Source organism: Myroides sp. LJL119, assembly GCF_054871605.1.
The window spans coordinates 620,512-640,773 of the sequence record NZ_JBTXLO010000001.1 but is presented as its reverse complement, the minus strand read 5'-3'; the positions used below and the strand labels follow the sequence as shown (position 1 = coordinate 640,773).

The following is a 20,262-nucleotide window of genomic DNA, read 5'->3' as shown; positions in this document are numbered from 1 at the left end:
CCTTTTTTAAGTAAACTAGCCTTAGTAATTAATACTAGGGCTAGTCTTATTTACGTTAAAAACTAGATTCTTTACCTTTTAAAAATATACATCAATTTACGAGTTTTTTCTAAAGGTCTTTTCAAAATTCATCACATATATGCTTAATCACATACCTTTAATCAGTCCTATTATAGAATTAGTTGACCCTGCAAACTTCAATGGTATCTATTACTGGTTTTATGAAAACTTGTCCTTTTTAGGTTTGCCTAAATATGAAGGCCATGTTGTGGCTACAATTATTCTTTTATTTGCCTTTACCTTATGTATGCTACTTTTAGATTATGTTCTTAAAAACCTGATTATCGGTATAGTTAAAGGTTTTGCTATAAAAAGTAAAACACAATTTGATGATATATTAGTTAAAAATAAGGTATTAGACTTCCTAACGCATTTAGTTCCTATTACTCTAGCAAGAATTCTATTTCCAATTATTTTTACTGGTTTTCCAAGTCTTACTAATTTTATTGTATCAATTACCAATATCTTATTCATACTAGCTTTTACAGCTATGTTGCGTTCGGTTATCAAAAGTATCCGGGATTATGTAAAAACCAAACCTAGTCTTGCAGATAAGCCAATAGATAGTTACTCACAAGTAGCTACTATTATTTTATATTCTTTTGCAATAATTATCATTTTTTCGAACCTAACAGGTACAGATCTCAAAACCTTTTTTGCATCTATTGGAGCAGCATCTGCAATTCTAATGTTAATTTTCAAAGACACTATAATGGGATTTGTAGCCAGCATCCAAGTTTCCACTAACGATATGGTTCGGGTTGGAGACTGGATCGAAATGTCAAAATTTGGAGCTGATGGAACGGTATTAGAAATAAACTTAAGTACTGTAAAAGTGCAAAATTTTGATAAAACCATAACTACTATTCCTACATACTTACTAATTAGCGACTCTTTTAAAAATTACCGTGGAATGCAAAACGCTGGTGGAAGAAGAATAAAAAGAAGTATTAATATAAAAATATCCTCCATTCGATTCTTAGAGAACCACGAAATAGAACAACTTAAAAAAATCCAAATATTAAAACCATATATTGAAGAAAGGCAAAAAGAAATAGAGCTTTTCAATTTAGAAACTGGTGCTGATCAATCCATGCCAGTGAATGGTAGGCGCATAACTAACATTGGTCTATTTAGAGCTTATGTATTACGTTATGTACAACAAAACCCTCATATACATAAAGAATACTTCATTATGGTACGTCATATGCAACCTACACAACATGGTTTACCCTTAGAGTTATACATGTTTACCAACAGTACCCTTTGGATGTTCTATGAGAATGTAATGGCAGATATCTTTGATCACGTTTTGGCTGCGGTTGACTATTTTCATCTTGAAGTTTTTGAGCTTCCCTCATCAGACGATATCCGAGACTTTATGCAAAACAGTCAACAACATAACCTTTGATTAAAGATCTAGCTTTTCAATGATTTGAGTAACCTGTAATTGTGTCTGTCCCAATTTTTCTTTACAAAAAACAATTAACTCAGAGGCTCTTTGTACTTTACTAGCGAGTTGATCCATAGAAACTTGCTCATTCTTTAATTCCGCTAAAATAGATTCTAATTCTTGGCTTGCTGCCTCATAAGTAAGTCCTTCCATATTTTTGTCTGTTTTATATCTTTTATTGTAATCAAATAAGCTTTGTTGTAAAGCTGTAGCTCGATGATATCATTTGGCATTAGCCTAACGTCTTTATGGATCACTTTACCATTTACCAAGACCAATGCAAATCCTTTCTTTAAAATTTTTTGTAAATCATATCCCTGAACAATATCCGTTATTTGTTCTAACTCTCTACTTTTTTTATTTAAGAAATTTAAACTGTAAAACTCCAAAGTTTGCAGATGACTTTTTAGTATAAAGTTATAAGACTGATACATAGTTTTAAAGTTCATTTCTAAATGATTCACTACTTGTTTTAATTCATTTTTTTTTGAACGTAAACCTAAAGTGGCTTCCTGGGTAATTTCTTGAGTGATTAAATTTAAATCCGCTTTTTTCTTCTCGTACATACTTTGAGAACTGTAATGAACAAAATTAGTATGTAACTGTAACAAGGCAAACCGTTTTTGACAATTGTGGTCTACTAAAGTCTTTAAATCATTTGCATTATTTTGTAAACTCACCTTTGACTTATAAAGTAACTGCATGGCTTGATCCATAATACCCCGATAAAATTCTTGCACTTTATTTAGATAGATAAATGCTCTTTCTACAATATATGCTCCAACGGCACTTGGAGTTTTAAATGACTGATTTGATACAAAGTCAACCACACTAACATCAGTTTGATGACCTATAGCTGTATATACAGCTGTTTTGCAATTTGCTATGGATTTGGCTAAGGCAAGATTATTAAAAACATCTAAATCCATTGTAGCTCCACCTCCTCTAAGTAAAACAATTACATGGAATTCCCCAGGTTTAATTTTCTCTAACTCTTGAATAATCTTAACATGTGCATTATCTCCTTGAACGATGGTATCAAAACTTTTAGTATGAAAAATTATTCCATGGTTATTTTGCTGGAGTTGCTTTATAAAATCAGTATAACCAGCCGTATTTACAGACCCTAAAATAGCTATATTCTGAATTACTAAAGGAACATCTATCTTTTTATTTAAGTCTAACATTCCCAAATTTTTAAGCTCCAATAAAGCCTGTTGTTTTTTACGTTCGACTTCACCTAAAGAAAAGCTTAAGTCAACGTCTAAAATACTTATGGAAAACCCATAAACTTGGGAGAATACTATTTCACACAAACAAAGAATTTCCGCTCCTTCTTTTAAAATATTCTTATGCTGATCACCTAATTTATTTTCAATAACAGTAGCAGATCCCTTCCAAATAGTGGCTCTGGACCGAGCCAAAGTTACTCCTTGTCGATTCTCAACAAGTTCCAAGTAATAATGCCCACGGCGATCTTGCTTGATTTGCGATACCTCGGTTTTTAACCAAAAGTGTTTACCAGAGATTGAGGCATCAAAAATATCCTTAACTCTATTTAAAATAACACTCAAAGTAAACCACTTAGTCTGCAAATCTCTCATAACAAAAAAAAACCTAAACAAAAATACAATCTTTTTAAACTTAAACTAAATGATATGCACCACAAAATTCCAAGTTCAAATATTAAATAATACATCATTGCGGATAGTTTGCATTGTTACCTATAACTTTTTTATATTTGTTAGATAATAAATTCCTTTAAAATGACATCTATAAAAATTATAAATAAATCACAGCACGAGTTACCAAATTACCAAACCAATGATTCTGCTGGTATGGATTTACGTGCAAATTTAACCCAAGGAGTTACTTTAAATTCTTTAGAAAGAGCTATAATTCCAACTGGTCTATTTATTGAGTTACCTCGTGGTTATGAAGCACAAATTAGACCAAGAAGTGGTCTGGCAGCCAAAAGAGGAATTACTTTACTTAATTCACCTGGAACAATAGATGCTGATTACCGTGGAGAAATTGGCGTGATAATTGTTAATCTATCTAATGAACCTTTTACCATTGAAAACGGAGAGCGAATTGCCCAGATGGTTATTGCTAAATATGAACAAGTAACTTTACAGCCAGTAGTAGAACTATCTCAAACCCTAAGAGGGGAAGGTGGATTTGGAAGTACTGGCACTAAATAAAAAAAATACAAATGAAAATAATAGTACCTATGGCCGGTAGAGGCTCAAGATTACGTCCTCATACCTTAACTACACCTAAACCATTAATTCCAATTGCAGGTAAGCCTATTGTGCACCATCTTGTACAGGACATTGCTAAAGTTTTAAATGATCCTATTGATGAAATCGCTTTTATCATACATGAGAGTTTTGGCAAACAAGTGGAACAAGATTTAATCAAAATTGCAAATGATTTAGGTGCTAAAGCAAGTATTTGTTACCAAAATCAAGCCTTAGGAACAGCACATGCTATTCTTTGTGCCAAGCAAGCCTTACAAGGGCCTGTTGTGGTTGCTTACGCAGATACTTTATTTCGAGCTGACTTTCACTTGGATAAAACAGCTGATAGTGTAATATGGGTAAAGCAAGTACAAGATCCGAGCGCCTTTGGGGTAGTTCAATTAAATAAAGAAAATCAAATTGTAGATTTTGTTGAAAAACCAAAAGACTTTGTTTCAGATTTAGCTATTATTGGTATCTACTATTTTAAAAATGGTGAAAACTTGCGATGTGAATTAGAGTATTTAATAGACAATAATATTATAAAATCAGGCGAATATCAATTAACTGATGCCTTAGAAAACATGAAGCAGAAAGGGCAAATATTTGTACCTGGAACTGTAAATCATTGGATGGACTGTGGAAATAAAGACGCTACAGTTGACACCAATAATCGCATGCTTGAGTTCTTAGAGCAAAACAACGAAAACTATGTTTCAAAAAACATCGTATTACAAGACAGCACAATTATCGCTCCTTGTTACATAGGAGATAATGTAGTTTTAAAAAATTCCACTATTGGTCCGAACGTTTCTTTAGGTGAAAATACAATTGTGCAGGACTCTACCATAAAAAATAGTTTAATTCAAACAAATACAACTATTAAAAATGCCAATTTAGACAATGCTATGATTGGTAACCACGTATACTATGACCCAACTGGTAATGATTTGAGTATTGGAGATTATAGCACTTTAAAATAATAAAATTCTTAAATCCGTTTTAAATTAAATTGAAACGGATTTTTTTTAAGTATCTTGCTTTAGATAATAGATTTCCCTAAAGAATTATGAAAAAAATCTTGTTAGCCTTACTTTGTAGTCTTTTTATAATCAGCTGTAAAAAGGATAAAACAATACATACAATATTTGAAAAAAACGCTACATCTAATAAAACTGCACTTAAGGTATTAAACCAACATGCAAAGAATGCGCAAGACTTCCAAACCACAATTATTCGAAGCACGGCAAGCTATCAAGCTGACAAAGATTCCAAGAAATTTTCATTGGATATTTTAATCCAAAAAGATCAATCTATTTTATTGGATATACGTTTTATATCCTTTCCTGTTGCAAGAGCTTTAATCACACCTGATAATGTTGCTTATTATGATAAGATCAACAAAGAATACTTTGAAGGAGATTTTGAAGTATTAAGTGATTTACTAGGTACCGACATTAGTTTTAATCGTCTTCAAAACATCCTTCTCGGGCAAGTTTTAGATAGTCAGAGTCAATCTGGTGATATGGAATCAGTTATAGATCAGGGATTACATAAAATAACGGCTATAGATAAAAAAGAGCCTGTTCAATCTACCTATTATTTTGAAGACAATAATGCTTTATTAAAAAAAGAAGAAATAATAGAGCCTGTAAAACAAAGAAGTGTGGTAATTACCTATCCTTCTTACCAAAAAATTGGAAAGTATACTGCTCCATCTCAAATAAATATTCTAGCGGAACAAGAAAAAAGCATAAATTTGAACCTTCGATACGACAAAATTAGCTTTAATGAACAAATAAATTTGCCTTATTCGGTTCCAAAGGGATATAAAAGAGTAACGATTAACTAACCTATTTTCTAATGAGATTTCTATATATTTTCTTTTTTTTATTTTCAGTTTCCGGATTTGCCCAACAAACCCAGGCCCAATTAGAACGACGTAAGCAACAGATTTTAGTAGAAATAAAGTCCGTACAAAAGCTATTGCAAGTTGAACAAAGCAAAGAAAGAAATATTCTAGCAGAAATAGAAGAATTCAACCGTAAAATTAGTCTAAACAGACAGTTAATCAAAAACGTAGAATCACAAATAAACACCACCAATAAGCAGATTAAAGAAAAAGAAAATCAGATTAATATATTAAAAAAAGAACTTCAAGAATTAAAACAAGACTACGGTTCTATTATTCAAAAGAGTTATAAAAATAAATCAAATCAAAGTAAGTTAATGTATATCTTATCTTCTGATAATTTTCTCCAAGCTTATAAAAGAGTTCAATACCTTAAGCAATATGCAGAGTATCGTCAGGAACAAGGTTTAGAGCTACAGGAAAAGACAAAACAATTAGATGTAGCAGTAGCTAATCTAGAAAAACAAAGAGAAAAACAAAGAGAATTACTTGTCGAACAGAAAAATAACCAAGCAGCCTTACAAGCTGACTTAAGCAAACAAAAAGATTTAGTTGCAATTGTAAAAAAAGATCAAAAAACATATAACAATCAAATTATTGATAAACAAAAACAAACCAAAGAAATTGATCGCCAAATCCAAAAATTAATTCAAGAAGCTATTGCCCTTGCCAATAAAAAAGCTAGGGAAGCAGCCGGAAAATCTACAGCAACAAAGTCTTCTAATACAAAAGCTACCTTTGAACTTACACCTGAAGGAAAATTAGTTGCCGATAACTTTAAAGCTAATAAAGGTAAATTGCCGTGGCCTGTAGAAAAAGGTTATATTTCTTTACCTTATGGAGATCAACCTCACCCGGTACAGACCCATCTTACTATTCACAATAGTGGTATTGAAATAGCTACTGAAAATAATGCCATAGCAAGAAGCGTATTTCAAGGTGAAGTATTACAAGTACAAGTTTTATCAGGTGGAAACAAAGCTGTTTTAATTCAACACGGTGACTATATAACAGTTTATCAGAATTTAAATCAAGTATTTGTTACTCCCGGACAAAAAGTAACTCTAAAACAAAACATAGGTGTTATAAACACCAATAGTACAGGTAAAACAATCTTAAAATTCTTACTAACTCATAACACGGATATTGACAACCCACAATCTTGGTTAACCCGTAGTAATTAGTTTTAAATTAAATATGAAAACAATACCAGCATTTAATATTTACAAGTGGATTAAAGAAAACAATGACCTTCTACAGCCTCCTGTAAATAATAAAAACATATATCCCTTATCCTCTGATTATATTATTATGGTTGTTGGAGGTCCCAATGCACGAAAAGATTTTCATTACAATGAAACAGAGGAATTTTTTTTTCAACTAGAAGGTACTATATATATAGATATCCAGGAAGATGGACAAAGGAAAAGAATCACTCTAGGTCCTGGAGATATTTTCCTTTTACCTGCAAAGGTCCCACATCTTCCAATTCGAACAAAGGGATCCATAGGATTGGTTGTCGAACATAAAAACAAACCAAAAATGGCCAAAGATGGACTAATATGGTATTGTGAGAATTGTAATCATAAGTTACACGAGGTTTATTTCCAATTAACCAATATTGAAACAGACTTTTTAAAACACTTTAAAGATTTCTATAGTTCTAAAGAATTAAGAACTTGTAGTTGTTGTCAAACAGAATTACAAGCAGATAAAAAGTACGTTAAGTAATTTTACACCGATAGAAAACAAAAATGCCATACGACACTATTTCTAAGATGCATATCCTTAAATTCGTGTTGTATGGCATTTTTTTCAAAAAAAAGTATTCTAGAAACGATACCCTATATTGATTCCTGCATTAATTTCAATTGCAGAGAATCTATCATTTACCTTTTGACTAAAATTTCGAGCTATATCTATAAAGGGATTTACAATAAATGAGTCTCCTAAAGCCCATTTATAACCAGCTCCAATACCGAAAATAAAACTATTCATGTCGGTTGTTACTCTTACATTATGACTTGTTGTAGTATCGAATTTATTTTCGTGGAAGTTTCCAAAACGATATTTCACAAAAGGAGTAAAAACATAACCGCTACCATTTGCCCCATTTTTAGCTCCCAGGTAATAGTTATAATTTAACCCCACACTAGTTGTTTTGAATTTTTGTCCCTTACTACTTTTCTCCGAGTGGTAGGAAAACCTATCATTAATAAAAAGATCCACACCAATTGACTGATTTACATCAATAAAGTGTTCATATCCTAATTCCACAGATTCAATAATCATGGTATTTAAAATATTAATTTTCACTTCATTTAAAGCTTGTGAAAATCCCTGAAAAGAGCCTGCCATTAAAAACAGCCCCAACAATAACTTTTTCATATCCTTTATTTTGCTCCAAAGATAATAAAACTAGATTAAATTTTATTTCTTCCAAGCTCTTTAGGGTATAGCTCCCAAATAGGATCACTTTGAAAAACTTGTTTTGTATCTACATCCATAATAGAAATACATCCTTTAAAAGCCGCACCCGTATCTAAATTCCATACCCCTGAGAACTGCATAGGTCGTTGGTAACCGAAATTACTTACTGGCGTATGTCCTATGAAAATTTCATCATAATGTAATAAACGCTTAGGGTAATGTGGATTACTCTTATCCATAGTAGGATCCATAGCCATCACTAACTCCCATAAAGTCCTATCCCACAATAAATATTCACTAAAAAATTCTGCCTTTACTCCTCTAGGATTAGTAAATCCAGCATGAACAAAGAGTCTATTAGATTTATCAATATAATAATTCTCTAAACTTTGTAAAAACACAATATGTTCTTGTATCCTATGTTGTTCCATACTATGATATCCTCTCATAGTGGAAAGCCCTCCATGGCTCTGCCACAATAAGTTTTCCTTGCCTGTGGTTAACCAATTATATAAAAGACTCTCGTGATTTCCTCTTAGTAAAATACAGCGTTGTGTTTGACTTAATTCTTTTACTAATTCTAAAACTTCAACCCCTTGACTCCATCCATCGACATAATCTCCAAGAAAGATCAATGTGTCAGATTTATTTACTTTAGCTCTATCTAAAACTTGGTGTAACCCTTTTAACCCTCCATGTATATCGCCAATTACTAATGTTCTACTCATCTTTTAATTCCTTTTCATATTTAAGTTTCCGTAAAATACGCATTACTTCCTTAAATCCTTTAAATAAATTTGGATCCTTATGAACTTTAAAATAATCTTTAATTGAAATCAATTCCTCTTTCGCACTCTGAAAACCGTTTAAATAACATAACATTAAATTAAAACTTAACTTTTGTACTACTCGCTCTTCTTTTACACTTAAAACCTGATTAGTCAAAATCTTATTGATTATCTTTAAAGAAGCATTGTAAATATGGTTTAAAATTTTTTGATTGTATTTTGGCGGATTGAACAACAAAGTATGTTGGATTTCATAAGTCCCATTATCGTTAAACTTAATTGCAATTTCAACAAAAGGATAATAACTAGTTCTATCATTAAGTCCTAAATTTAAATATTCAGTTATTACAAACTCATCCTGATTGTAAAAAATCGTAACCGAATCTAAATCGGAATAAAAAAGTTTTATTTGCTCATTGATAAATGAAATATCCATTCTAGAATAAAAAGGGGTACCTCGTACCATGCTCTTATTTCCTGCCCAGCATAAAACAAATTGTTCTTTAAATACCTTATATTTAGGACTAATATCTCTGTGGGTTTTTGTTACAAAATTCAAAACACTATCTAATGTAATTTGTAAGTTATTCCAAGAATTTCTTTCTATACTAGTTACAGTATCAAAATTATTTTCTAAGTTTTTTACCAATCGATTTGGAATAGAATTACTGCCTATGCGAAAAAAAAATGTGTCTTTCTCGATAGTAGAGATACTACGTTTAAAACTAGTGACTCCCGTTTTTGGCTTTATGGTTACCAATCCCACAACACTATCACTTGACAAGGAATCAAACGATACATTATCATAAGTTATCAAAGGCGGATTATTTAAATAAGCATCAACTAAATTCTGGATTTTACTATCGTCATAGAAATCTACGCCTATAATAACATTATCATTATCCTGAATACCCACAACTAAATAAGCATTATTTTTAGGGTTAGAATTTGATAAGGCACATATATGCTTTAAAAACTTAGCTTTTCCATTAGCAGTATGCAGATTTAACTGCCTTTTCTTATCGTAAAAGCTGTTTTCATCATAAAAAGCCAAGATGTTCTTTATCAAAAGACGTTTATTAATCAAATCTTATTAATTTTAGAACTTAAAAATAGTAAATAGATTTTATTACTTAAAAAATTTTAAAAAGAAAAACATAAATCACAGTTAATACACGTAATTGATTCGTATATTTAACCATACATTAACAACTTTGTACAGATTATTTTTCCAATTTGCGTAAAGTATTAGAAAAGAGCGTATTTAAACAAAAAAACAAATATGGATACAACAGCATCAAATTATGACATTCGTGAGTTAAATGAATTAATCGAAAGAGAAAGTGCTTTTATTGACATTTTAACCATGGAAATGAATAAGGCTATCGTAGGTCAAAAACACATGATTGATCGTTTATTAATTGGATTGATAGGGCAAGGACATATTTTACTAGAAGGTGTGCCCGGACTTGCTAAAACCCTTGCAATTAATACGCTTGCTAAAGCTGTAAAAGGAAGTTTTAACCGTATACAATTCACTCCCGATCTATTACCTGCAGATGTAGTAGGAACGATGATTTATAATGTAAAAGAAAACGATTTTTCAATCCGTAAGGGACCTATATTTGCTAATTTCATACTAGCAGACGAAATCAATCGTGCACCTGCGAAAGTACAATCCGCTTTACTTGAAGCCATGCAAGAAAAACAAGTTACAATTGGTGATACAACTTATCCTTTGGAACGTCCTTTTTTAGTAATGGCTACACAAAATCCTGTTGAGCAAGAAGGTACTTATCCTTTACCGGAGGCCCAAATGGACCGTTTTATGTTAAAAACCGTAATTGACTATCCAAAACTTGAAGAAGAGCGCCTTATTATTCGCCAAAATCTACAAGGTAAAAATCCTCAGATTAATGCAGTAGTTAGTTTAGAGCAAATTCTTAAAGCCCAGCAAGTAGTCAAGCAAGTATATATGGACGAAAAAATCGAGAAATATATATTAGATATTGTATTTGCAACACGTTACCCTGAGCAATTTAGACTCGAGAAATTAAAGCCTTTAATAAGCTTTGGATCTTCTCCTCGTGGAAGTATTAATCTTGCAACAGCTGCAAAATGCTATGCATTTATAAAACGAAGAGGCTATGTAATTCCTGAAGATGTTAGAGCAGTAGTGGTTGATGTACTTCGTCATCGTATAGGTATTACTTATGAAGCAGAAGCCGAGAATATAACAACCGTAGATATTATCAATCAAATCGTAAACGAAATTGAAGTGCCTTAATAGTCTTATAAACTATTAATAAACAAAACAAACTAACCTATTTGTCTTAATGCAAATAGGTTTTTAAGGTTCAACATTTTTGCATAAACCCTTGTTATGGATACCAAAGAGATATTAAAAAAAGTCAAAAAAATTGAGATTAAAACCAAACGATTGAGTGATCATATATTCTCTGGAGAATATCACACCTCATTCAAAGGTAGAGGTATGACATTCTCAGAGGTTAGACAGTATCAATTTGGAGATGATATTCGCGCCATTGACTGGAATGTAACAGCTAGATACAATGAACCCTATATAAAAGTTTTTGAGGAAGAACGAGAGCTTACCATGATGCTACTTGTAGATATTAGTGGATCACAAGATTTTGGCTCATGCGATGAGTTTAAAAAAGATATAGTAACGGAAATAGCCGCTACATTAGCTTTTTCCGCTACCCAGAATAATGATAAAATAGGTCTAATACTCTTTAGTGATCAAATCGAATTGTTTATACCTCCTAAAAAGGGAAAAACACATGTACTTCGAATTATTCGTGATTTAGTTGATTTTAAGCCCAAAAGTAATAAAACAGATGTAGGTATTGCCTTGCAGTACTTAAGCAAAGTCATTAAAAAGAAAGCTATTGTCTTTATCCTGTCTGATTTTATTACTCCAAAATTTGAATCTACTCTTAGAATTTCGGCCAAGAAACACGATTTAACGGCTATAAGAGTTCATGATAAAAGAGAAAAAGAGATACCGAATGTTGGAATAATTAATGTTTTTGACCCCGAGACTGGTCAAGAATTATTAATCAACAGTTCCGATTCGCAAAGACGAAATAAATATCTTCAAGACTACTTAAAAAGAGAGGCACAATTTAATAAACTTTTCTCTAGATGTGGTGCCGGTAGCCTGGATATTGAAATTGGAGAAAGTTATGTGAAAAAGCTTTTAGGCTACTTTAAATCTAGATAACTGTATGAAAATGAAAAACAAGCATCTAAATACTCTGTTTTGTCTACTGTTCTTTACATGTACTACCTTTGGACAATCTGCACTTGAAACAGTAGTTGATACTACTCAAATTAAAATTGGAGACAGTTTCTCTTTAACATTAAGAGCCCATGGTAAACAAACAGACCAAATTATCTTCCCAGAACAAGAACACTTTGGGGAATTTGACGTTTTAGAAACTTACCCAACCGATACGATACTATCTCAAGGATTAATGGAGCTTATTAAAAAATATGAGCTTACCCAATTTGATCCAGGTGATTATAAGCTACCTCAATTACCTGTTGTAATCGACAAAAAGTTATTTCAAAGTGATTCTTTACAAATCCATGTTCTCGATGTACAAGTTGATACATTAAAAACCCCATTATACCCGATAAAGAATATTTCAACAAAAGGAGCTTCTTTCTCTACATATTGGTATTATGTGTTTTTTGTCATTTTGTCATTGGTAATTGGTATAGCTATTTACTTTTATATTAAACACCTGCAAAACAAATACCTTACAGAAGAAGATAAGTATAAAACTCCTTTTGAAAAAGCCTCTAAAAAGCTTAAACGACTTGAGCAAAAAAAGAATTGGACCAAACAAGGTGCAAAACCATACTATTCAGATATGAGTAATATAGTTCGCTCATTTTTAGAGGATACATTTGACATATCTGCTCATGAGCTTACTACTTTTGAGACTTTAACTTTATTAAAGCTTACTTTGAAAAATAAGAATATTAAGCTTGATCCAGCTGTTATTACAGAGTTCAAACACATTTTAGAGGCTTCTGATTTAGTTAAATTCGCCAAAAGTCAACCAACGGATCAGCAAATACTTGCAGATACGTTAAAAATGCAAAAAATTGTCTCGGATATTAATATAGCATACCCAATTTCCGCTGCAAATCAAACCATGAGAATCCGTTTAAGGGAACAACGCAAACGCAAACGCATGCGTATTAGAGTTTTAGTACCAATAGCTGTTAGTGGACTTTTATTAATTTTCACAGGAATTGCATATATAATTAATACAAAAGCCGAGAGAGACTATAACTTCTTTACTTTTAACTCTACACAAATCCTATTGGATAACCAGTGGATTACTAGTACATATGGGGTTAACCCAGGATTAACCATATCTACCCCTGAAGTTCTTGTTCATAAAAACGATCCAACTTTACAAGATTCTAGTCTTGAGGGAATCCAATATCTTGAGCAATTTAGATTCAATGACCTTGAAGATGACATTTTTATAATTGTTAATAACCTTACTTTGGATAAAGACAAAAAAAATGGGCAGAACGATATTATTAAACAATTTACAGCACTGTTAACTCAAAATTATCACATCAAAAACTTGGAGCAAAAAGAATCCGCATTTGAAAATGCCAATGGAGTTAAAGGCACAAAAATAGATGGTACATTTAGTTTTGAAGATGCAGGGAAACAACAAGAAAAGCAAGTTGCTTTTCAGGCAGTATTTACGCAATTCGGTAATAATTGTGATCAAGCATGGATTTTTTACAAAGATTCTGATAAGCTAGCTCCTGAATTAGCACAGAGAGTATTTGAGTCTATTTTATATAAGCAAGTAAATAAACAATGAGAGATATAAGTTTTTTAAATCCGGAGTTCTTTTGGCTTTTTCTGTTACTACCCATAGCTTTATTTGTTTGGTATAAAAACAGAAAAAAACAAAGACCCACTGTAAAGTTAAGTTCGATTCAGGCCTTTGAAGGATATACATCCCCAATCGTTAAATTACTACCAATCCAAATAGTTCTACGTCTATTGGCTCTCTCTGCTTTAATTATAGCTCTTGCACGACCACAGGTAATTAGCGTAGACCACCATATACATTCAACACATGGGATAGATATTGTTATGGCAATGGATATCTCCGGTAGTATGCTGGCAAGAGACTTAAAGCCCAATCGATTAGAAGCTTTGAAATCAGTCGCTTCTGATTTTGTCAAACAAAGAATTACCGATCGTATTGGAATTGTAATCTATGCAGCAGAGGCATATACAAAAACACCTGCAACTAGTGATAAACCACTTATACTAAATTCACTTAATGATATTCATTACAGTAATGATATTCAAGATGGAACAGCTATAGGAGTTGGCCTAGGAACAGCTGTAAACAGATTAAAGGATAGTCCAGCTAAAAGCAAAGTTATTATTTTACTCACCGACGGGGTAAACAACACCGGGGCAATTGACCCTTTAATGGCTGCAGAGATAGCTAAACAATACGATATAAAAGTATATACAATTGGGATAGGAACCAATGGCTTAGCCGAATCGCCAGTTGCCATGAAAGCCAATGGAGAAATCGTCTATGAAAAAGTACCCGTTGAACTTGATGAAGAATTAATGAAACAAATTGCACAAATAACAAATGGTGTTTATTTCAGAGCAACTGACACCCAAAGTTTGAAGAACATTTATGAGGAAATTAATCAATTGGAGAAAACAAAAATTGATGAGCAAAAGTTTGTCAATACCCAAGAAAAGTTTCATGTTTTAGCATTGATTAGCTTTGCTTTATTAAGCGTAAACTTCATACTTCGAAAAACATTATTTAGAGGTTTTATTTAAAAAAATACTATGTGGGAACTTGATCAAAAAAAATACCTGTTTTTATTTATAGCCATAGCAGTCTTAGTGATACTATTTATCGCTGATATGCTATGGAGAAAGAAAAAACAAGCAGCTTTTGCAACACCAAAAGCAATGCTACTACTTGCTCCTAATCAATCCATCCATAAGACAATTATCAAAGCAGTTATTTACCTAATGGCATTAATCTGTATTGTGATTGGACTTGTAAATCCAAAAATTGGTACTAAAATAGTTACAGTCAAAAGACAAGGAGTAGATATAGTTTTTACCTTAGACGTTTCTAAAAGTATGTTAGCACAAGACATGGCTCCAGATAGACTAGCTAAAATGAAGCAGTTAGTTTCTCAAATAATTAATAATCTAGGACCAGATAGAGTAGGAATAGTTGGTTATGCTGGAAGTGCTTTTCCTATGCTTCCTATTACCACGGACCATTATGCTGCTAAAATGTACTTGCAATCAATGAATACCGATATGGTTTCCTCCCAAGGTACAGCCTTTGAAGACGCCATTTCTGTTGCTAGTAATTACTATGACAACCCAAACACTAGTAAAGTTATGATATTAATTAGCGACGGTGAGGATCATGGTGAGGATATGAGAAAGGCCATTGATATTGCTAAAGAAAAAGGCATTAAAATAATAACCATAGGTGTAGGTACAGAAAAAGGAGGTCCAATTCCAATACAAGATAAAAAAGGAACAAGCTACAAAAGAGATTGGGATGATCAAATTGTTATCACAAAACTTAATCCCGCAACCTTAGAACAAATTGCTAAATCTACAGGTGGAGCTTATTACTATGGGGCCAATACCCAAGAAGTAGTTGACTTAATAAAAAAAGATTTAGCTCAAATAGAAAAGTCAGATTTTGAATCGCAGCAAATAGCAGAGTTTCAATCCCAATATCAGTGGTTCCTAGCACTTGCTTTTTTATTGATATTTGTAGATATTTTTATTTTAGAACGCAAAACACAATGGCTTAAAAAGCTTAATCTTTTCAATGAAAAGCATTAAGCATAAAGTTTAGACCCTATGAAGAATTTTTTCAACATTATATTTCTTACCCTACTAAGTACTTATTGTTATTCACAATCTGGTGCACGTGCTTTAAGTAAAGGTAATGAGGGATATGACAATAAGTTTTATACCCAAGCAGAGGCCTCTTATAGAATTGCTAATTCGAAGTTAGAGAATAACTCCACTGCTAACTACAATTTGGGAAATGCTTTAATACAACAAAAAAGAGTTGAAGAGGCTAAAACTGCTTATCAAAGAGCAATAGCAACTGCCACTACGAAACAAGAAAAGCATCAAGCTTATCATAATCTTGGCAATGCTTTTATGGATCAAAAAAATTATAAAGAAGCAGAACAAGCATACAAACAAGCGCTAAGAAATAATCCTAAAGATGACCAGACAAGGTACAATTATGCCTTAGCAAAACAACTAAATCAACAAGACCAGGACAATCAAGATAACCAGGACAATCAAGATAACCAGGACAATCAAGATAACCAGGACAATCAAGATAATCAAGACAATCAAGACAATCAAGATAACCAGGACAATCAAGACAACCAGGATAATCAAGATAATAAGGACAACCAGGACAATCAAGATAATCAGGATAATCAAGATAATAAGGACAATCAAGATAACCAGAACAATCAAGATAACCAGGATAATAAGGACAACAAACAACCTGATCAAGGTCCTATGACTCCTCAACAAATTCAAAATATACTTGAATCCTTAGAAAGGGATGAGAAAAACATACAAGAACGTCTAATTAAAAAAGATCAAGGAAAATATGGACAACCAGTAGATTCAACAGGTAGTCCTATTAAAAACGAACGTAAAAAAGATTGGTAAGATATTATGCGAATTTTATTAAAATATTTTTATTTACTATCGCTATTGTTAAGTAGTCAAGTTTTATTGGCTCAAGTTACATTTCAAGCAACAATTAGTAAACAAAATGTTCCATTAAATGAGAATTTAACGGTTGAATTTGCTATTAATGAAGATGGTGATTTCTTTCAAGCCCCTCCTTTTAAAGATTTTAATGTTGTTGGTGGTCCAAATACTTCCATTAGTGCCACTTGGATAAACGGTAAAAAATCCTTTAATAAGTCATACTCCTTTGTATTAAGACCAACAAAGAAAGGTAAATTTACTATTGGCTCAGCATCTATAGAAGTTAATGGACAAAAATACCAAACACAACCAGTCACTGTCAATATTGTAGATCCAGTTAAAAGAGAATCACAAGAGAACAGCTTAAATCAAATTCAAAAACAGTCTTTAGAAACTATTCACCTAGTTGCCGAGGTTAGTAACCGCAATCCTTACGTAAACGAACCAATAACTATTAGTTACAAAATTTTCTTCAGAGAAGGTTTAAGTGGCTATGCAGGCAAGAAAATACCCACTTTTGATAAATTCTGGGTTCACAATGTAAAGGTGCCCGAGCCACAACCAATTGAAGGAACTTATAACAATGAGCCTTATTATTATATATTAATAAAGCAAGATGTTTTAATGGCTCAAGAGGTAGGAACCTTTGAAATCGACCCACTTGTTTTGGACGTTCATGCTCAAATTCTAACCGGTAGAAGAGATTTTTTTGGCTTCCCAGAATACGGAAATATCGAAAAAGAATTCTCTACAAATAAGATTGTCATAAATACTAAAGCTCTACCCACACAAGATCAACCCTCTAATTTCTCAGGAGCAGTAGGTGATTTTAATTTTAAAGCAGTTCCTAATAAAAGGGAGTTAAAAGCTGGGGAGCTACTTAATTTAAAAGTAGAAGTTAGCGGCAGAGGAAATTTAAATTTATTAAAAATGCCAACTCCAACGGCTAACAGTGCCCTTGAAATATATGATCCTGTTTACAGTGAAAAGTTATCTACTGGTTTATACGGCATTCAAGGTAGTAGAACAAATAATTACACGATAATTCCACAGTATCAGGGAGAATATACAATTGATCCAATGGAGTTCTCGTATTTTGATTTAGCCAGTAAAACATATAAAACAATAACAACAGACAGTATAAAAATAAATGTATTAGAGGGACCTACTCTACCTACAAACAAAGATCTTCAAGATCCTGAAACTTTACAAGAAAATGATTTATTTCAAAATATTAAAACCTCATTTTCTCAAGTAAATCCTCAGGTAAATAAGTACTGGGGAAGTACTTTATTTTACCTACTCAATGCCTTGCCCTTTCTAGGAGTATTAGTATTGCTAATTGCATCTAAACTTAAACAAAACGCTCTTAAAGACACACAAGGTAATCGTTTAAAGGCAAAAAGTCGTTTAGCTAAGAAATATCTAAGTCAAGCAAAAAAACATACCTCAGATAAAGACAAGTTTTATGAGGCATTAGAACTATGTTTGCACAATTTCTTAAAAGCAAAGCTTCATATTGAAACTAGCGAAATGTCTAATGAAACCATAATAGATTTATTGGAAAAAAATCAAGTAGATTCTAAGAACATTCATGAGTTTATAGCTTTAAAAAATGCATGTGAATGGGCTAGATATACCCCAAGTGAACAGGTAAATATAAATGGTGATTATCATAATGCCATTGAAATTTTAGCACAATTGGAAAAACAAATAAAATAAAAAATGAAGCATTTCATAATATCATTACTGGTAGGCCTAAGTAGTATTGTTGGATTTGCTAACGATACAAACCAATTACAAATCGATTTTGAAAAAGCCAATGAATTATATACTAAAGAACATTACGACAAGGCTGTTACAGCTTATTTAGATCTAATTCAGAAAGTAGATAACTCTTCGCAGCTCTACTTTAATTTAGCAAATTCCTACTACAAAATAAAGGATAACGTAAATGCTGTTTATTATTACGAAAAAGCACTTGCATTAGCCCCAGAAGACAAACACATACAAACTAACTTGGATTATGCAAGAGCTAATTTACAAGATGACATTGTAGTTGTAACAAAATATACCAACCAAGATATTATACATCAAAGTTTAAAAGGTTTAACTATTGATCAGTGGGCTTATTTAATTACAGCTTTTACAATAAGTCTATGTGTGTGTTTTGCAATCTATTACTTTAGTAAAAAAACTCTAATAAAACGCCTATCATTTAGCTTTATATTATTGTGTGTGCTAGGTATTGGAGGTAGTAGTTATGCCGCAATTTTTGAATCTAATTACTCTAGTGAACAACCAAAGGCTATTGTTTTTAATAAAGAAGTTGATCTAAAACAACATCCTAGAAGTAATTCAGAGACACTATTGCAAATTCACAAAGGGACAAAGGTTTACATACTTGAGCAAAAATCGTTATGGGTATTGGTGCGCTTGGACAACCAAGAGCAGGGCTGGATATTAAAAAGTTCTATAAAAGAGATTTAAATACTTTCTAGGGCATTTCTATTTTTTCAATAAATTGTGAACTAGTCTCAAATAAGCTATCTATTAAAGCAAAGAAACTTGGAAAAATATGCTTTGATATCTCTTGATAAATTCGATAACTATGGGATAACTCTAATTCTTGTTTGCTAATCATAGGATAAATGGCGTTTAATTTGTCAAATAAACTCAGAAATAAACTAACTAAAAGGATAACTACAAGAATTTGAAAAATAGCACCGAATATTCGATTCAAAAACCCTAAATAAACCGCTTGCAACAAATGCGTAATTAATTTAGCTACAAGTTTTACACATAAAACAGCTAAGAAAAAAGTTAATACAAAAGCTATTATGGGTAAAAAAGACGAATCCCAGCCTAAACTAGAATAAAGATACCCTTTAATTACGTTAGAGAACTTTAGTGCTATTATAACTCCAATTAAAAGAGATATAAAAGCTGCAATAGAGACAAACAAACCCTGTTTCGCTCCTTTGTAAATTCCAAAAATCAAAGCAATAGTCACAAATAAATCTAAAATCATATTTTGTTTAATAAGTTGTTACTTTCTTGGAATCTTCGTCTATTGTAAAATCGTATCTTTGCATAACTATATAATAAAGAAATGGCTAGAGATGAACAAATGCAACAAAGGTGGAATACCCTTGTTCAAAAAATATCTGATAAATTCGCCGATGGAGATCAATTGGATTTAGAATCTATCATCTACCTTATCGGCATACAAGAACGTGGCAAATTTAAAAAAAAATATAAGAAAGATGACAAAGTCAATTTAATGCATATCGCTATTTGTCGTTTATTAGAACCTTATGGTTACTATGAGTTTGATCACTTTGATCAAGATGGTTGGCCACATTACAATGTTAAGGAAAACTTACCGGCATTAAAAGCAGGTGAGCAATCTGTCTTAATGAAAGAGGCAATTATAAATTACTTCCTCGAATCAAAATTCATCGAATAAAAATAAACTATACGATTTATAAAATAATAAGGTTTTAAAATTTTAATGTCTAATTGAAAAGCAGTAAATTTGCTTTTTACTT

The 20,262-nt window shown here is 31.9% G+C and carries 21 protein-coding genes; 15 read left to right on the top strand and 6 right to left on the bottom strand.

Features of this window, described 5'->3' with window-relative positions; genetic code table 11:
• Window positions 1–139: 139 nt before the first annotated feature.
• Window positions 140–1,471: a mechanosensitive ion channel family protein gene (locus ACYSNV_RS02880; protein WP_461761054.1), complete on the top strand. Its 1,332-nt coding sequence runs from the start codon at window positions 140–142 to the stop codon at window positions 1,469–1,471.
• Here ACYSNV_RS02880 and xseB read toward each other — a convergent pair whose 3' ends face one another.
• Both xseB and xseA read right to left on the bottom strand, forming a co-directional pair.
• Complete coding sequence (xseB, locus tag ACYSNV_RS02875) at window positions 1,472–1,666, bottom strand: exodeoxyribonuclease VII small subunit (RefSeq protein WP_461761053.1); 195 nt, start codon at window positions 1,664–1,666, stop codon at window positions 1,472–1,474.
• Window positions 1,627–3,117, bottom strand: a complete 1,491-nt coding sequence (gene xseA / locus ACYSNV_RS02870) for an exodeoxyribonuclease VII large subunit (protein WP_461761052.1) — start codon at window positions 3,115–3,117, stop codon at window positions 1,627–1,629. Before xseA ends, xseB begins: the two co-directional genes overlap by 40 nt.
• Before the next feature lie 162 nt (window positions 3,118–3,279).
• Here xseA and dut point away from each other — a divergent pair, with 162 nt between their 5' ends.
• From dut to ACYSNV_RS02845, 5 genes are all read left to right on the top strand, one after another.
• On the top strand, window positions 3,280–3,717 hold the full coding sequence (gene dut / locus ACYSNV_RS02865) for a dUTP diphosphatase (protein ID WP_461761051.1): 438 nt from the start codon (window positions 3,280–3,282) through the stop codon (window positions 3,715–3,717).
• Between the two features lie 11 nt (window positions 3,718–3,728).
• Window positions 3,729–4,739: a sugar phosphate nucleotidyltransferase gene (locus ACYSNV_RS02860; protein ID WP_461761050.1), complete on the top strand. Its 1,011-nt coding sequence runs from the start codon at window positions 3,729–3,731 to the stop codon at window positions 4,737–4,739.
• 86 nt (window positions 4,740–4,825) lie between these two features.
• A complete protein-coding gene (locus ACYSNV_RS02855) occupies window positions 4,826–5,608 on the top strand; it encodes a DUF4292 domain-containing protein (RefSeq protein WP_461761049.1) in 783 nt (260 codons plus the stop codon).
• An 11-nt stretch (window positions 5,609–5,619) separates the two neighbouring features.
• A complete protein-coding gene (locus ACYSNV_RS02850) occupies window positions 5,620–6,852 on the top strand; it encodes a murein hydrolase activator EnvC family protein (protein ID WP_461761048.1) in 1,233 nt (410 codons plus the stop codon).
• 13 nt (window positions 6,853–6,865) lie between these two features.
• Window positions 6,866–7,399 carry a 3-hydroxyanthranilate 3,4-dioxygenase gene (locus ACYSNV_RS02845; protein ID WP_461761047.1) on the top strand — a complete coding sequence of 178 codons (534 nt, stop codon included), beginning with the start codon at window positions 6,866–6,868 and terminating at the stop codon, window positions 7,397–7,399.
• A 99-nt stretch (window positions 7,400–7,498) separates the two neighbouring features.
• Here ACYSNV_RS02845 and ACYSNV_RS02840 read toward each other — a convergent pair whose 3' ends face one another.
• The 3 genes from ACYSNV_RS02840 to ACYSNV_RS02830 are packed head-to-tail and all read right to left on the bottom strand — an operon-like array spanning window position 7,499 to window position 9,973.
• Window positions 7,499–8,056 (bottom strand): DUF3575 domain-containing protein, encoded by a 558-nt coding sequence (locus ACYSNV_RS02840; RefSeq protein WP_461761046.1) that lies wholly within the window; start codon window positions 8,054–8,056, stop codon window positions 7,499–7,501.
• A 35-nt stretch (window positions 8,057–8,091) separates the two neighbouring features.
• A complete protein-coding gene (locus tag ACYSNV_RS02835; RefSeq protein ID WP_461761045.1) occupies window positions 8,092–8,826 on the bottom strand; it encodes a metallophosphoesterase family protein in 735 nt (244 codons plus the stop codon).
• Complete coding sequence (locus tag ACYSNV_RS02830) at window positions 8,819–9,973, bottom strand: DUF5929 domain-containing protein (protein WP_461761044.1); 1,155 nt, start codon at window positions 9,971–9,973, stop codon at window positions 8,819–8,821. The genes ACYSNV_RS02835 and ACYSNV_RS02830 overlap by 8 nt, the downstream gene beginning before the upstream one ends.
• Window positions 9,974–10,168: 195 nt before the next feature.
• Here ACYSNV_RS02830 and ACYSNV_RS02825 point away from each other — a divergent pair, with 195 nt between their 5' ends.
• The 8 genes from ACYSNV_RS02825 (at window position 10,169) to ACYSNV_RS02790 (ending at window position 19,201) form a co-directional block, all read left to right on the top strand.
• Window positions 10,169–11,173, top strand: a complete 1,005-nt coding sequence (locus ACYSNV_RS02825) for an AAA family ATPase (RefSeq protein WP_461761043.1) — start codon at window positions 10,169–10,171, stop codon at window positions 11,171–11,173.
• A 96-nt stretch (window positions 11,174–11,269) separates the two neighbouring features.
• On the top strand, window positions 11,270–12,133 hold the full coding sequence (locus ACYSNV_RS02820) for a DUF58 domain-containing protein (protein WP_461761042.1): 864 nt from the start codon (window positions 11,270–11,272) through the stop codon (window positions 12,131–12,133).
• A 10-nt stretch (window positions 12,134–12,143) separates the two neighbouring features.
• Window positions 12,144–13,769, top strand: coding sequence for a BatD family protein (locus ACYSNV_RS02815; protein ID WP_461761041.1), 1,626 nt, complete (start codon window positions 12,144–12,146; stop codon window positions 13,767–13,769).
• Window positions 13,766–14,767: a vWA domain-containing protein gene (locus ACYSNV_RS02810; protein ID WP_461761040.1), complete on the top strand. Its 1,002-nt coding sequence runs from the start codon at window positions 13,766–13,768 to the stop codon at window positions 14,765–14,767. Before ACYSNV_RS02815 ends, ACYSNV_RS02810 begins: the two co-directional genes overlap by 4 nt.
• 9 nt (window positions 14,768–14,776) lie before the next feature.
• Window positions 14,777–15,808, top strand: a complete 1,032-nt coding sequence (locus tag ACYSNV_RS02805; protein WP_461761039.1) for a VWA domain-containing protein — start codon at window positions 14,777–14,779, stop codon at window positions 15,806–15,808.
• Between the two features lie 18 nt (window positions 15,809–15,826).
• The gene (locus tag ACYSNV_RS02800; RefSeq protein ID WP_461761038.1) at window positions 15,827–16,666 is read left to right on the top strand and encodes a tetratricopeptide repeat protein; all 840 of its coding nucleotides are present in this window, start codon (window positions 15,827–15,829) and stop codon (window positions 16,664–16,666) included.
• A 6-nt stretch (window positions 16,667–16,672) separates the two neighbouring features.
• Entirely contained in the window at window positions 16,673–18,433 is a 1,761-nt protein-coding gene (locus ACYSNV_RS02795) for a BatD family protein (protein ID WP_461761037.1), read from the top strand.
• A gap of 3 nt (window positions 18,434–18,436) precedes the next feature.
• On the top strand, window positions 18,437–19,201 hold the full coding sequence (locus ACYSNV_RS02790; protein ID WP_461761036.1) for a tetratricopeptide repeat protein: 765 nt from the start codon (window positions 18,437–18,439) through the stop codon (window positions 19,199–19,201).
• 7 nt (window positions 19,202–19,208) lie between these two features.
• Here the strand turns inward: ACYSNV_RS02790 and ACYSNV_RS02785 are convergent, their stop codons facing one another.
• Window positions 19,209–19,742 (bottom strand): CvpA family protein, encoded by a 534-nt coding sequence (locus ACYSNV_RS02785; RefSeq protein WP_461761035.1) that lies wholly within the window; start codon window positions 19,740–19,742, stop codon window positions 19,209–19,211.
• A gap of 81 nt (window positions 19,743–19,823) precedes the next feature.
• Here ACYSNV_RS02785 and ACYSNV_RS02780 point away from each other — a divergent pair, with 81 nt between their 5' ends.
• Window positions 19,824–20,180, top strand: a complete 357-nt coding sequence (locus tag ACYSNV_RS02780; RefSeq protein ID WP_461761034.1) for a hypothetical protein — start codon at window positions 19,824–19,826, stop codon at window positions 20,178–20,180.
• Window positions 20,181–20,262 lie beyond the last annotated feature (82 nt).

Excerpts from the sequence above, each read along its gene's own strand:
- ACYSNV_RS02880 (WP_461761054.1), top strand. The coding sequence starts at position 140 with ATGCTTAATCACATACCTTTAATCAGTCCTATTATAGAATTAGTTGAC.
- xseB (WP_461761053.1), bottom strand. The coding sequence starts at position 1,666 with ATGGAAGGACTTACTTATGAGGCAGCAAGCCAAGAATTAGAATCTATT.
- xseA (WP_461761052.1), bottom strand. The coding sequence starts at position 3,117 with ATGAGAGATTTGCAGACTAAGTGGTTTACTTTGAGTGTTATTTTAAAT.
- dut (WP_461761051.1), top strand. The coding sequence starts at position 3,280 with ATGACATCTATAAAAATTATAAATAAATCACAGCACGAGTTACCAAAT.
- ACYSNV_RS02860 (WP_461761050.1), top strand. The coding sequence starts at position 3,729 with ATGAAAATAATAGTACCTATGGCCGGTAGAGGCTCAAGATTACGTCCT.
- ACYSNV_RS02855 (WP_461761049.1), top strand. The coding sequence starts at position 4,826 with ATGAAAAAAATCTTGTTAGCCTTACTTTGTAGTCTTTTTATAATCAGC.
- ACYSNV_RS02850 (WP_461761048.1), top strand. The coding sequence starts at position 5,620 with ATGAGATTTCTATATATTTTCTTTTTTTTATTTTCAGTTTCCGGATTT.
- ACYSNV_RS02845 (WP_461761047.1), top strand. The coding sequence starts at position 6,866 with ATGAAAACAATACCAGCATTTAATATTTACAAGTGGATTAAAGAAAAC.
- ACYSNV_RS02840 (WP_461761046.1), bottom strand. The coding sequence starts at position 8,056 with ATGAAAAAGTTATTGTTGGGGCTGTTTTTAATGGCAGGCTCTTTTCAG.
- ACYSNV_RS02835 (WP_461761045.1), bottom strand. The coding sequence starts at position 8,826 with ATGAGTAGAACATTAGTAATTGGCGATATACATGGAGGGTTAAAAGGG.
- ACYSNV_RS02825 (WP_461761043.1), top strand. The coding sequence starts at position 10,169 with ATGGATACAACAGCATCAAATTATGACATTCGTGAGTTAAATGAATTA.
- ACYSNV_RS02820 (WP_461761042.1), top strand. The coding sequence starts at position 11,270 with ATGGATACCAAAGAGATATTAAAAAAAGTCAAAAAAATTGAGATTAAA.
- ACYSNV_RS02815 (WP_461761041.1), top strand. The coding sequence starts at position 12,144 with ATGAAAAACAAGCATCTAAATACTCTGTTTTGTCTACTGTTCTTTACA.
- ACYSNV_RS02810 (WP_461761040.1), top strand. The coding sequence starts at position 13,766 with ATGAGAGATATAAGTTTTTTAAATCCGGAGTTCTTTTGGCTTTTTCTG.
- ACYSNV_RS02805 (WP_461761039.1), top strand. The coding sequence starts at position 14,777 with ATGTGGGAACTTGATCAAAAAAAATACCTGTTTTTATTTATAGCCATA.
- ACYSNV_RS02800 (WP_461761038.1), top strand. The coding sequence starts at position 15,827 with ATGAAGAATTTTTTCAACATTATATTTCTTACCCTACTAAGTACTTAT.
- ACYSNV_RS02795 (WP_461761037.1), top strand. The coding sequence starts at position 16,673 with ATGCGAATTTTATTAAAATATTTTTATTTACTATCGCTATTGTTAAGT.
- ACYSNV_RS02790 (WP_461761036.1), top strand. The coding sequence starts at position 18,437 with ATGAAGCATTTCATAATATCATTACTGGTAGGCCTAAGTAGTATTGTT.
- ACYSNV_RS02785 (WP_461761035.1), bottom strand. The coding sequence starts at position 19,742 with ATGATTTTAGATTTATTTGTGACTATTGCTTTGATTTTTGGAATTTAC.
- ACYSNV_RS02780 (WP_461761034.1), top strand. The coding sequence starts at position 19,824 with ATGGCTAGAGATGAACAAATGCAACAAAGGTGGAATACCCTTGTTCAA.